The organism is Corynebacterium sp., from assembly GCF_030532195.1.
Classification (GTDB): Bacteria; Actinomycetota; Actinomycetes; order Mycobacteriales; family Mycobacteriaceae; genus Corynebacterium.
On sequence record NZ_JAUNLP010000004.1, the window covers coordinates 137657 to 150402 of the forward strand.

At 59.6% G+C, this 12746-nt stretch carries 9 protein-coding genes; 4 read left to right on the forward strand and 5 right to left on the reverse strand.

Annotated elements, in window-relative coordinates; all coding sequences use genetic code 11:
• Positions 1 to 13: 13 nt before the first annotated feature.
• The 3 genes from Q4E11_RS06035 to Q4E11_RS06045 form a co-directional block, all read right to left on the reverse strand.
• The gene (locus Q4E11_RS06035; RefSeq protein ID WP_303164408.1) at positions 14 to 1336 is read right to left on the reverse strand and encodes an O-acetylhomoserine/O-acetylserine sulfhydrylase; all 1323 of its coding nucleotides are present in this window, start codon (positions 1334 to 1336) and stop codon (positions 14 to 16) included.
• A gap of 516 nt (positions 1337 to 1852) precedes the next feature.
• A complete protein-coding gene (locus Q4E11_RS06040) occupies positions 1853 to 4075 on the reverse strand; it encodes an NADP-dependent isocitrate dehydrogenase (protein WP_303164409.1) in 2223 nt (740 codons plus the stop codon).
• 267 nt (positions 4076 to 4342) lie between these two features.
• Entirely contained in the window at positions 4343 to 5293 is a 951-nt protein-coding gene (locus Q4E11_RS06045) for a molecular chaperone DnaJ (RefSeq protein ID WP_303164410.1), read from the reverse strand.
• Positions 5294 to 5552: 259 nt separating this feature from the next.
• Here Q4E11_RS06045 and Q4E11_RS06050 point away from each other — a divergent pair, with 259 nt between their 5' ends.
• Complete coding sequence (locus Q4E11_RS06050) at positions 5553 to 6848, forward strand: MFS transporter (RefSeq protein WP_303164414.1); 1296 nt, start codon at positions 5553 to 5555, stop codon at positions 6846 to 6848.
• Between the two features lie 39 nt (positions 6849 to 6887).
• On the forward strand, positions 6888 to 7844 hold the full coding sequence (locus Q4E11_RS06055) for an exodeoxyribonuclease III (RefSeq protein ID WP_303164417.1): 957 nt from the start codon (positions 6888 to 6890) through the stop codon (positions 7842 to 7844).
• A 35-nt stretch (positions 7845 to 7879) separates the two neighbouring features.
• Here the strand turns inward: Q4E11_RS06055 and Q4E11_RS06060 are convergent, their stop codons facing one another.
• Positions 7880 to 8359, reverse strand: coding sequence for a hypothetical protein (locus Q4E11_RS06060; protein ID WP_303164418.1), 480 nt, complete (start codon positions 8357 to 8359; stop codon positions 7880 to 7882).
• Positions 8349 to 11003 (reverse strand): DUF6541 family protein, encoded by a 2655-nt coding sequence (locus tag Q4E11_RS06065; RefSeq protein WP_303164419.1) that lies wholly within the window; start codon positions 11001 to 11003, stop codon positions 8349 to 8351. Before Q4E11_RS06065 ends, Q4E11_RS06060 begins: the two co-directional genes overlap by 11 nt.
• Positions 11004 to 11171: 168 nt before the next feature.
• On the opposite strand from Q4E11_RS06065, the gene Q4E11_RS06070 reads away from it, so the two are divergent.
• Together Q4E11_RS06070 and trpS are read left to right on the forward strand one after the other, a co-directional pair.
• Entirely contained in the window at positions 11172 to 11615 is a 444-nt protein-coding gene (locus Q4E11_RS06070) for a hypothetical protein (RefSeq protein ID WP_303164420.1), read from the forward strand.
• Between the two features lie 60 nt (positions 11616 to 11675).
• Positions 11676 to 12731 (forward strand): tryptophan--tRNA ligase, encoded by a 1056-nt coding sequence (gene trpS, locus Q4E11_RS06075; RefSeq protein WP_303164421.1) that lies wholly within the window; start codon positions 11676 to 11678, stop codon positions 12729 to 12731.
• Positions 12732 to 12746 lie beyond the last annotated feature (15 nt).

The following is a 12746-nucleotide window of genomic DNA, read 5'->3' on the forward strand; positions in this document are numbered from 1 at the left end:
TGCCTTAAGTCGCCTAGGAAATGGCGGCGAATCCTGCTTCGAGGTCAGCGATGATGTCCTCGATGTTCTCGATTCCGACGGACAGGCGCACCGTGGCCTGGGAAATGCCGGCGCGAGTCAGGCCCTCTTCGTCGGACTGGGAGTGAGTGGTAGTAGCCGGGTGAACAACCAGGGAACGAACGTCACCGATGTTCGCGACGTTGGAGTGCAGCTTCAGAGCATCGATGAACTTCCATGCCTTCTCCGTGTCGGCATCCTTCAAATCGAAGGACAGCACACCGCTGGCACCCTTAAGGTTCAGCTTCTTCAGGGTGTCGTGCCACGGGGAGCTCGGCAGAGTCGGGTAGTTAACCTTGGCAACCTGGTCGTGATTGTCCAGGAACTCAGCGACGGCCTTGGCGTTTGCGTTGTGGCGCTCCAGGCGCAGGGCCAGAGTATCCAGGCCCTGAGCCAGAACCCAGGCGTTGAACGGAGCCGGAGCAGCACCGGTATCACGCAGAATGCCAGCGCGAGCGCGCAGAGCGAAGGCCGGAGCGCCCAGATCGGCGAACTTCAGGCCGTGGTAGGCCGCGTCAGCCTCGGTGAAGTTCGGGAAGATGGAGCGACCGTCGCGGGTCTGAGTCCAGTCGAACTTGCCGCCGTCGACGATGACACCGCCGAGGGAGGAACCGTTACCAGTCAGGAACTTGGTAGTGGAAGCAACCACAATGTCAGCGCCGTGTTCGAGTGGACGCAGCAGGGCAGCGGTCGGAACCGTGTTGTCCACAATCAGTGGAACGTTGTTGCGGTGAGCAACCTCGGCGATGGCCGGGATGTCGAGGACGTCAATCTGCGGGTTAGCAATGGACTCACCGTAGAAACCGACAGTGTTGTCCTGAACTGCTGCCTGCCACGACTCCGGGTCATCCGGGTTCTCCACGAAGGTGCAGTCAATGCCGAGACGCGGCAGAGTCACCTTGAACAGGGTCTCCGTGCCGCCGTACAGGCGTGGCGAGACGACGAAGTGGTCACCCTGACGAGCCAGCGTGAGCACCGCAGCGGTCTCAGCAGCTTGACCGGAGGAGAACAGCACTGCAGCAACGCCGCCCTCGAGGCTGGCGATGCGCTGCTCAACAGCATCAACAGTCGGGTTGGTCAGGCGAGTGTAAATCGGGCCTTCGTCCGAGAGGTTGAAGCGGTTGGCTGCGTGCTCAGCCGAATCGAAAACGTAGGAGGAGGTGTTGTAAATCGGCAGATTGCGCGAAGAGGTCTGCGCATCCGGGGCGAAGCCAGCGTGAATAGCGCGGGTGGACAGACCCCAGTTGGCTGCATTGCTGTTGTCGTACTTGGTGGACATAACGGTTACTTCCTTGAGCTAAATCGGTTGTTCAAAACGTTGATTACAAACAATAGTGAACCAAGCTGTCTATTGCAAAGTTTTAGAAAAACCCAAGGTAAGCGTGGGTGTGAGGGTGTAAGAAGTGCTACCTAGTCCGCTTGGTACGGACTGGTCTGGTTGGTTGTGTTGGTGGGGTTAGTGGTGCTGGGTGGCGGTATGGGCAGGCGGCCTGCGGAGGGCGTGGTGTGGGGCACGGGCCGAGGCAGGTATTGGGGCGCTGAAAGGTTAGTGACTAGGTTTATGGCAGTTTGTGAGCATTTTTCGGGCGGTGGGGTCAGGCGGTCATTGCATCATGGGTTGAGGTGACGGGGCGCTGGGCACCCCCTGCTGTCAATGGAGTTGTGAACATCTCGCAAAGCCCCCGGCAAGCCCGCAGAGCGCAAAAAACCCCTCGCACCATGCGCATCAAATGCAACATGGGCGAGGGGCTATTGTCTGAAATTGCTGGTCAGGAATCCCCGAGCAGTTGAAGTTTTACTTCTTCAGACCGTCGATGATTTCGTTGAACTCAGCGGACGGACGCATGACGGCAGCTGCCTTCTCATCGTCCGGCATGAAGTAGCCGCCGAGGTCGGCCGGGGAACCCTGGACGTCAATCAGAGTCTTCATGATGGACTCTTCCTTTTCGGACAGAGCCTTAGCAACCGGTGCGAAGACCTCCTTGAGTTCGGAGTTCTCATCCTGCTTGGCCAGTTCCTGCGCCCAGTAGAGAGCCAGGTAGAAGTGGGAGCCGCGGTTATCAATCTCGCCAGCCTTGCGGGACGGGGACTTGCCTTCGTCGAGCAGGGTAGCGGTTGCCTTGTCCAGTGCGGAAGCGAGAACGCGCGGACGCGGGTCGTCGTCATCCTCTGCGGCGTAGCGCAGGGACTCAGCCAGTGCCAGGAACTCACCCAGGGAGTCCCAGCGCAGGTGGTTTTCCTCGATAACCTGCTCGACGTGCTTCGGAGCGGAACCGCCAGCACCGGTCTCGAACAGGCCACCACCAGCCATCAGCGGCACGACGGAGAGCATCTTGGCGGAAGTGCCCAGCTCCATAATCGGGAACAGGTCGGTGAGGTAGTCACGCAGAACGTTACCGGTAACGGAGATGGTGTTCTCGCCGCGGCGGATGCGCTCGAGGGAGAACTTGGTAGCGGACACCGGATCCATGATGCGGATGTCCAGGCCCTCGGTGTCGTGATCAGCCAGGTACTCGTTGACCTTGGCAATCAGGTTGCTGTCGTGTGCACGCTGCGGATCCAGCCAGAACACTGCCGGGTCGCCGGTGATGCGAGCGCGGTTGACGGCCAGCTTCACCCAGTCGCGGATCGGAGCATCCTTGGTCTGGCAGGAACGCCAGATGTCGCCCTCTGCGACGTGGTGCTCAATGAGAACCTCGCCAGCGGAGTTGATGACCTGCAGGACACCGTCAACCGGAATCTGGAAGGTCTTGTCGTGGGAGCCGTACTCCTCGGCCTTCTGAGCCATCAGACCAACGTTCGGAACCGAGCCCATGGTGGCCGGGTCGAATGCGCCGTTTGCGCGGCAGTCATCAATAACAGCCTGGTAGACACCTGCGTAGGAGGAGTCCGGAATGACTGCGAGGGTGTCGCGCTCCTCGCCGTCCGGGCCCCAGCCCTTGCCGCCGTTGCGGATCAGGGCCGGCATGGAGGCATCAACGATGACGTCGGACGGAACGTGCAGGTTGGTGATGCCCTTATCGGAGTTGACCATGTAAAGGGCTGGGCCTTCCTTCAGGTCCTTCTCGATAGCGGACTTGACGGCCGCCGCAGTAGCGTCGTCAAGCTTATGCAGACCATCGAGCATGGCACCCAGGCCGTTGTCCGGGGTCAGGTTGACGGCGGCGAGCTTGGATTCGAACTTCGGGAAAACAGATGGCAGGAAGGCCTTGACGACCTCACCGAAGATCAGCGGGTCGGAGACCTTCATCATGGTGGCCTTCAGGTGCACGGAGAACAGGATGTTCTCGCGCTGTGCGCGGCGAATCTGAGCGCGCAGGAAGTTGTCCAGGATGTGGACGTTCATGCCGGTGCCGTCAATAATCTCGCCCTTGAGGACTGGCATGTCCTTCTTCAGGGTGATGATCTGGCCGTCGTTGGCCTCGAGCTGGTAGGTCAGCTTGTCGTCGGCTGGCATGACGACGGACTTCTCATTGTGGCGGAAGTCGTTGGAAGCCATGGTGGCGACATTGGTCTTGGAGTCTGCGGACCAAGCGCCCATGCGGTGCGGGTGCTTGCGGGCGAAGTTCTTTACCGGCTCCGGAGCGCGGCGGTCGGAGTTGCCCTCACGCAGGACCGGGTTAACGGCAGAGCCCTTAACCTTGTCGAACTTTGCGCGGTCAGCGGTTTCCTCTTCACCTTCCGGCTGGGACTTGTACTTCGGGATGTCGTAGCCCTTTTCCTGCAGCTCAGCGACAGCGCGCTTGATCTGTGGAACCGAAGCGGAGATGTTCGGCAGCTTGATGATGTTGGCGTGCGGTTCCTTAACCAGCTCGCCGAGGGCGCCAAGGGCATCCTCTACCTTCTGGTCGTCAGAGAGACGCTCCGGGAACTGAGCCAGAATACGGCCAGCGAGGGAGATGTCGCGGGTCTCAACATCGACACCCGCCTGGCTTGCGAAAGCCTCAACAATCGGCTTCAGCGAGTAGCTCGCCAGCAACGGGGCTTCGTCAGTACGGGTCCAATTAATTGTCGCCATAGTATTTGTCTCCTATCTGTTTTGTTCCACGATAACCCAGTTTTAAGAATTAGGTGGCGCAGGGGCATACCGCATCTCAGGTGATAGTGATACGAATAACGCAAACATGTGAAATAAATCACAAAAAAATCAGCATTGAGCCACTTTACGTTTCATTTCCCGCTTTACGACGGTCACAAGCGAGCACGCCTTTTCGAGAACAAAAACCGCACCGAAGTTCAGAACAGAAGTTCACAACCTCGGTGCGGTAAAGCGGCAGGCTAACTCTTAAGAGCCCTGAGGGTACTGCGGCATGTAGCCCTGTGCGGGTGCCGGCTGTGTAGTGCGAACCAGTTTCTGGCCGCGGAACCATGCGCGCATGTCCTTCGTCAGTGTCAGGGCAGTGGCTGCAACCAAAGCCACCCCAGTCAGAATCAAACAGACAAAGATCATTTCGTCTTGGACAAAGAAACTCATTACGAGCAGGCCAACACCAAGCGGTGTCGTCGATGCCACCAGGTAGGGCAGGGCACGGATGTTGCGGCCGTGCAGAATCTTGTTGAACCAGAACATGGACAACAGGGCGATAACGATGCCGAGAGTGAAGAATGCGGAGGCGGATCCGACATTAATGAGGCTGAGATAAATCTCGGCGATATCGCCGAAAACTGAGCCCAGGGAGGAATCTCGGCTACCTGCATCTGCTGCGGAATTGAGGTTGGCAAAGCCAACGTAGATGGCGGCAGTAGCCGTGATGTAGCCGAGGATCGTCGCTACGCCATAGACGGAAGCGGTGATTCTCGGGAACTTGGGCAAACGCTTCCACGCGTCCTTGATAGTTGCATTCTCAGGCAGTGGAGGCACTGTCGTGGTGACGGTTGTCGTCACCATCGTCTCGGTAACCGGAGGCTGATTCATCCACTCCTGCTGCGTCGGTTCTGCCGGTGCCGACTGGCTGGTGGTTTCCGAAGCGGACTCCGGCTGTGCAGCCAATTCCCTCAGCGTGGCGATGGTGATCGATGCATTGTCATCGGCAAGCTGTGCATCGTAGTCCTGGCGGCGAAAATCTTCGCCCAGAATCTGCCTTGCGGTAAAGGTCTCCTGAAACTGGCCGGAATATTCCGGCACATTTTCCGAGCGCATCTCGGCGAGCTTTTCGTCAAGTTGGGCACGAAGTTCCTCCGTGCTGGCAGAGGGGTCGAGGCTCAGGGACTCATAGAGGTCATAGCGGTCGGCCACAGTTAATCAATGTCCTTTTTCGAAATAAATTGAATTTTAGAAATGTTCTGAAAAGCAATTTACTCGGTAGGTCATCAAAAGGCACAGATGACCTCGCGCAACGTGTCGCCGCTCGCGAGCGCACCACAGGTGTTATTCCGCACACAAATAGTGGCGAAAATGCGGTTATGAATGGTGGAGTTTTTGGGTTGGGGAGTAGAGTCTCATTTTTCCGAATCTCACAATCGTTGCCGGTATAGAAAAGGAGCTGCGCTCGCTAATGACGTCGCCAAGCGAAATGACGACCCCGCATGAAACTACATCGCGCTCGCGTCTGAGCGCGCATCGTCGCCCTGTGCCTTTGCAGGACGACATCTCTGATACCCGTCGAGTTTTGGTGATTGTTGCGCTGTCGGTGGGCGCGTTTGGCATCGGTGTCACGGAGTTCGTGGCAATGGGGCTGCTGCCGTACATCGCTGACGCGTTTGGCCGTGATGAGGATGCTGCTGGGCGCATGATCTCCATGTACGCCCTCGGCGTTGTGGTGGGTGCGCCGCTGATTACGGTGGTGACCGGTTCCATTCCGCGCAGGCGCATGCTGTTGCTTTTGATGGGCGCCTTCACCATCGGCAATGGCGCGACGGTATGGGCGGGCTCGCTGGGTTCGTTTGAGGCCGTCATGATTTCGCGCTTTATCGCCGGTCTGCCACATGGTGCGTACTTCTCCGTGGCGGGGCTGGTGGCAGCATCGCTGGCCAAGCCCGGGCAGCGCGGCAAAATGGTAGCGCTCTCAGGCGTGGGGCTGTCGGTGGCGACGGTCATCGGTGTGCCGGCGGCGCAGGTACTCGGCCAGATTTACGGTTGGCGCAGTGCCTTTGCCTTTGTGGCGGTTATTGGCCTGATTGCGCTGGTGTCGCTGTGGTTTGCCGTGCCGCACATGAACCGCATGCCCAAGACGCGCCCCATCGATGAGCTCTCTGCGCTGGGTAACGCGCAGGTGTGGCTGACTGTGGCAATTGGCACGGTCGGCTTCGGTGGCATGTTTGCCGTCTACACCTACATCACGTGGACGATGACGCGTGAGGCTGGCATGAGCGAAAACCTCATCTGGATCGTGCTGATGGCCTACGGCATCGGCATGGTGGTGGGCACCTACATCGGCGGTTGGCTGGCCGACCGCATCGGCGAGTGGGGCATCATGGTCGCACTGGTGCTTATGGTGGTCATGCTCACCGCCTTCCACTTCACCTCGCAAAATGCGGTGCTGGGCACCATCAACTTCCTCATCATCGGCCTGCTCGGCTCGATTCTGGTGCCGAACCTGCAGACCCGCCTCATGGACGTCGCGGGCCGCGCACAGACACTGGCGGCTGCTCTCAACCAGGCTGCGCTGAATATGGCCAACGCTTTTGGTGCCGCGCTCGGCGGTTGGATCATCGCTGCTGGCTATGGTTATCGTGCGCCGGCGCTGGGTGGTGCGACGCTGGCCGTGGCGGCTATCTGCATCGCACTGCCAACTATTGTTTTCCACCGCCGCGCACAGGCGAAGAAGGCTGACCGCATCGAACTGCGCTAGGCACAGGACGATTTGCCCATATCGGTAACGTATGAGGGCATGAGCCTTACAATCGCGACGATTAATGTCAACGGCATTCGCGCCGCCGTGAAACAGCGCAGTGAGACAAACCTGGGGCTGCTGGAGTGGCTAAAACACACCACGTCGAACGTCGTACTGCTGCAGGAAGTCCGCGCCACCGATGACCAGGCGCGCAAGGCGCTCGCACCCGCAATCGGTGCCGGCTGGCATTGGGTGGGCGCCGAAAATCTGGGGGCAAAGGGGCGCGCCGGCGTGGGCATTCTCTCGCGCTTTCCGCTTAACGACGTCCAGGTGGGCATCGGCTCCGAGGAGTTTGAAGAAGCCGGTCGGTTTATCAGCGGCGTTGCCGCAGCAGCGGATACTGGCCTGGATACAGATGTTCAGATTGCCAGCCTCTACCTGCCCTCGGGTGCAGCCTTGAGCGAGAAGCAGGATGAGAAGTACCGCTTCCTCGATGCCTTCTCCGACTACTTGGCCGACCTCGGTGCCAAGGGCCGCGATGGTCACCACGCGGTCATCGGTGGCGACTGGAACATCTGCCACCGTGAGCAGGACCTGAAGAATTGGAAGACCAACCGTCGCAAGAGCGGTTTCCTGCCGCAGGAACGCGCATGGATGGACTCTGTTTTTGGCTGCTGGCCGGATGAGGCTCCGCAGGATTCCCAGGTACAGGCCACTGACAAGGAGATGGAGGCCGGTACTTTCTCGGACGGCTCCGTGTGGGAGGCTCCGGAACTTGCTACCGATCCTGTGTGGTTCGATGTCACCCGCCGCCTGCACCCGGAGGCCGACGGCCCTTGGTCGTGGTGGACGTACCGCGGCAAGGCGTTTGATACCGATGCCGGTTGGCGCATTGATTACCAGGCGGCCACCGAGCCGATGCTCAAGCGCGTAGTCAGCGCTGTGGTGGACAAGCCTGCCGCCTACGACCTGCGCTGGACGGACCACGCACCGGTGATTGTGGAGTACCGATGATTACGCAGAGCCAATGGCTTATTGGCTATGGCTTTTTAACTGCTTTTGTTTCCTGGGCTGGAACCTTCCAACCCGATTTCATGGAAAAGGTCTGCCGCGTTTATTGGAGTTGACTGGTCTCGAGCAATCTTCACCCAGCTTGAAACTGGGGTTACGCCATTGCCATCGTTATCGACGATAACCGGTAAAACCTTTTGGCCTGCTTGTGGCGAATCGGGCGAAGAACTCGAAGAAGTTTCGTTGGCAAGTGTGTACACAGACCAGTAGCCCACTCCATTGTGGCGAAGGCCTTCGCCGAGAAACAGCGCGAACTCCTGCCAGCGATCTTCACTGTTCTGCTCTTCCATCCAGCATTCAATACGCTGGATGGAGCTATGTGTCCACGGGTCTTGTTCGTCAGCAAGCTCTGGAATTAGCTCCGAAATCCATCGCCTCACCACATCGCAGGCTCGTGCTGTTAACTCCGTGTCTTCTGGAAAACGTGAGTTTGATTGAAAGGTGAGATTATTGCACATTGAGTTTCTCCTGATTCAGATCTGAATTCGCGTGAGAATGCGGATTCTGCCGCAGCATAGAGGCCACGCCATCGACAATGGCATTGGCCCACTTGTCCTGCATGGCGGGGTCGGCTAGATCCTTAGCCAGCTTGGCTGCACTCTCGGCGCCGAGAGAAAGCGCCACAGTAGGGGAGTGGGAGCCAGCGGCTCGACCAGGCACGACAGCTGGCCCCAGCCCGGTCCGAAACTCCGTTGGCCGACCATCCGCGCTGTAACTACTGTGCGGATGGAAGCCACGGTAGACCAACCCATCGCGCAGGCCCGCCGCCAACTGCCAATCAGCCGAGGAATCCTCTTTGGGGTTCGAGGAATCCACCAGTGCGGACACGGAAAAACCGCGCTCGCCAGTCTGGTCACCTGCGGAGCGACCGACGACAACAGTGGCTGCGGCGCTGTGGCCGTCGTCAAGCGATGACGAGCTCACGATTGCGCCGCGTTTGCGGAGCTTGTCGTTCGCGCGTGCGACGATACGATCGATGTCGGCGGATGCCTCCTTGCTCAATTGCAGGTCGCGCGGTAGTTCACCGTTGATGGCGGCGATGGCGGCACGGCTCGATGCCACGGCGATGCGGGCGCCGGCGACGGGGTCGACCGTCTCGTCGGGAGAGGCGATGATTGGCTGGCGCGACGGCATCCAGAGCGGATTCGGGCGCGCCGGGCGATGCGGGGAATCCGCGACAATCTTGTGCAACTGCGCAGGTGAGAACATCTTATTCACCGCGAAAATCATGATCGCGCGATCGTGATACACCGGCGTCAGCCCAGGCGCGTACCACGCCCACGAGCGCATCGACAACGCATCGGTGCCGTCCTTTTGCACCGTCGGCGGCGAACTGATGATGTAGCGCACGCCCAGCTTCTTCGCCATCGCGTCGTACTTCGGATCCGCGCCAATCAGGTCAACATTCGGCGGCAACTTCTTCGACGCCGTGGCGGAATCATCGGCAAACGAGAAGTGTCTAAACAGCGTCGGCAGACCAACCATCGCGTACATCCACGCTGAACCATCACGACGATCGTTGAGGATATGCCCCTCGAACGCTTGCGGCTGCTTGGCCAGCCAGTCAATCGCCTGCCGATCCGCCGCCGTCACATACTTGCCGCCGAAACTTGCCCGCACACTGTCGCGCTGGGCGGACCAGCCCGCCCACGATGCCGGCACAATCGCCACTGCCGCAACTACCCCCACAGCAAGCGCGGTATTCCACGTCGGCGCGGACTCCCGCTCAGTGCGCTTGACGACGACATACTGCGCCACAGCCACGACCGCCACAAAAATAGCCGCCGCTGCGTAACCGACCAGCACCGAGCGCAAAACACCCATGACAGCCTCGACGCGATAGGGCAGGTCGTAGTAGAAAGTGCCGAGGAATTTCACGATGTGGCCGCCCGGGTCAGCCCACCGGAGCTGCGCATTGTCGGCAACGGCTAGGTGCAAAGCGAACGCCAGAGCTGGCCACGGTGCCCAGGGGTGACGGCGAAACAGCGCTACCAGTAGACCCAGAATGGTGAGAATGACGACGGTGACGGTAAAGGCCGATTCCTCGGCGTAGCGGGAGAAACCGACGAAGGCTTTCCACAGGGAATCGGCACGCGAAATCTCAATCTGGCCGGAAAAACCCGCCACTGATTCGCCGACTCCCAGCGCAGAGATTAGCACCGGCAAAGTCATCGCCAGCGCAATTGCGCCAATGATGAGCGTGCGAACGAGGTGTTCCAGACTTGGCTGCGTGAGAAGCCACAGCACAACAAACAAGGCCGCCGCCACAGCAGCCGCTGGATGAGTAATGACAGTTCCCACGGTGGCAATCACGGCGGGGACAACATATCCCCGCATGGTCAGTGCCGCAGCGATGGGCAGGGTGGCCACCGCGAGCAGGTAGGGCATGGAGGAGGTGCTCCACAGGGCCACCCAGATCTCCGGCAGGACCAGTGTGGAAATCGCGGCTGCGGGGCCGGCGTAGGCCGCCCATTTGGGGCCCACTGCAGTGCGAGCTAGCACTGCAGTGGCGGCCGGGAGGATCAGGACTGGGGCTAAGAAACCGAAGACGTTGGCATCGAGGAAAACAGAGCCGGGCAGGAAGTGGGCCATGGCATGCCAGCCGGTGGGGTAGAACATCTCGGCGCCTGTTTCCTGGTTCATCAGGTCGCCGGCTGCCGTGGGTGAGGCGACGGCGTGGTCATCAATAAACCGCAGGAAGTTCGTGTGCCACAGCATGTCCCAGGCCTCGCGGATAGCGCCGGGGCCACCGTTTACCCTGCCCAGCTCATACATGGTGCGGAACGCGGCAACGACAGTCACGCCAGTGACAATGATGGCAGTGACAAGCCCGTCATCGAAGTCGTCGTCAGGCGAAGCTTTGGGGATTAGTTCTCGCACAAGGTAACCGATGGCGCAGAAGAAAGCCCAGATTCCGGCGACGAAAAGCCAGGAATAATCAAGTCCCAGCGCGTGGGACAGCCAGGCGCTAAAGCCCGTCACACCCAGCATCAATGGGGCTGCTGAAGCAATTGCAAGAGCAGGGCGCAGCCCACTTACTAAACCCAAAAGGGTGCCCGGCACCAGCAAGATGAGCACAGTAACCGCGATGGCTGCGAGCATAGGACTCCTGTCGGAAATGGCTGTTGGCCAACAAACATAATTTGTAAGTTCAGTCATAGCACCGTCGTGAAGCGTGGGCTTGTTCGGCACTTCGGGGATGAGAGCATAAGATTTGAAGGAGAGCTGCTGGCTACTTCGGAGTGGACTCGGAGAGGAGAAGTCGCCCCAGTGAAGAACAGCAAACGCAATAGCGACGATCACAACATGGCGGACCTGGATGCCATTGCACGGAGTTTGCAGAATGATCCGGGCACGGCCGTCAATGTTCCCGTGGTGGTGACCTCGGGTGTCATCGTTGCGCTGATTGTGCTGTCCTTCGCCTACTCCTGGCCGCTGTGGATTTCGCTGGCGCTCATCGTGCTGCTCGGCGCGGTAATGGTGGTGTCGTATACGCGCAGGCCTCCGGTTGCTCCTCTGGAGCTGACGCAGACTGAGCGTGAGCGTGTTCGTCGCGTCCTCCGTGCGCATGGCACACGCGCGGCCATTACGTTGGTGCGTGGTCTCTACCCGGAAGAGTCGCCGGCAGCGGCAGCGCGGACCGTCAAGTTGGTCTCAGAACGCATGGTCGCCGAGCAAAAGAAGCGCGATAACGAACAGCACAATCAGGATTAGTAGCACCTGTCGGCCCACTAGCGTCTCCGGTGAGCACAACGCACGCTAGACTTATTGCCTATGAGTGAAAGCAAGGGTCCTGACGCAACTAATCCTGCAGCAACCGCGCGTAAGCAGCGCGTTTTGTCCGGCATTCAGCCGACTGCAGACTCCTACCACCTGGGCAATTACTTGGGTGCACTGAAGAACTGGATTAATCTGCAGGATGACTTCGACGCTTACTATTTCATTCCTGACCTGCATGCCATCACTGTTGAGCAGAACCCGAAGGAACTGCGCCAGCGCACCATCGCCGGTGCCGCTCAGCTGATTGCCCTGGGCATTGACCCGGACAAGTCGGTGCTGTTCGTGCAGTCGCATGTGCCGGAGCACGCTGAGCTCGGCTGGGTGCTGACGTGCATGACCGGCTTCGGCGAGGCCAGCCGCATGACGCAGTTTAAGGACAAGTCCTCGCGTCACGGTGCGGAGCACACCTCCGCAGGTCTGTTTGCGTACCCGATGCTGATGGCCGCCGACATTCTGCTCTACCGCCCGCAGCTGGTGCCGGTGGGCGAGGATCAGCGTCAGCACCTGGAGCTGACTCGCAACCTCGCGCAGCGCTTCAACTCCCGCTACAAGAAGACCTTCGTGGTACCGGATGCGCACATCATGGAGGGCTCGGCAAAAATCTACGACCTGCAGGAGCCGACTGCGAAGATGAGTAAGTCGGGCGCGAACCCGAAGGGCATCATCAACCTGCTCGATGATCCGAAGGTCTCCGCCAAGCGCATTCGCTCGGCCGTTACCGACAACGACGGTGAGATTCGCTTCGACCGCGAGAACAAGCCGGGTGTGTCCAATCTGCTGGTCATTCAGTCCGCGCTGACTGACAAGCCGGTCGACGAGCTGGTCGCGGGCTACGAAGGTGCCGGATACGGTCAGCTGAAGGCCGACACCGCTGATGCGCTGGAGGCATTCACCACGCCGCTGCGTGCGCGTTACGACGAACTGATGCAGGACCGTGCGGAGCTGGAGCGCATCCTGGCCGAAGGCGCAGACCGCGCTCGCGAGGTTGCATCCAAGACTCTCGCCGATGTCTACGATCGTGTTGGCTTCTTAAAGCCCGCACATCGATAGAAGGCACGATACTGT

Bases quoted from the DNA above. Each gene is read 5' to 3' on its own strand.
- Q4E11_RS06035 (WP_303164408.1), bottom strand. From the start codon at position 1,336: ATGTCCACCAAGTACGACAACAGCAATGCAGCCAACTGGGGTCTGTCC.
- Q4E11_RS06040 (WP_303164409.1), bottom strand. From the start codon at position 4,075: ATGGCGACAATTAATTGGACCCGTACTGACGAAGCCCCGTTGCTGGCG.
- Q4E11_RS06050 (WP_303164414.1), top strand. From the start codon at position 5,553: ATGACGTCGCCAAGCGAAATGACGACCCCGCATGAAACTACATCGCGC.
- Q4E11_RS06055 (WP_303164417.1), top strand. From the start codon at position 6,888: ATGAGCCTTACAATCGCGACGATTAATGTCAACGGCATTCGCGCCGCC.
- Q4E11_RS06060 (WP_303164418.1), bottom strand. From the start codon at position 8,359: ATGTGCAATAATCTCACCTTTCAATCAAACTCACGTTTTCCAGAAGAC.
- Q4E11_RS06065 (WP_303164419.1), bottom strand. From the start codon at position 11,003: ATGCTCGCAGCCATCGCGGTTACTGTGCTCATCTTGCTGGTGCCGGGC.
- trpS (WP_303164421.1), top strand. From the start codon at position 11,676: ATGAGTGAAAGCAAGGGTCCTGACGCAACTAATCCTGCAGCAACCGCG.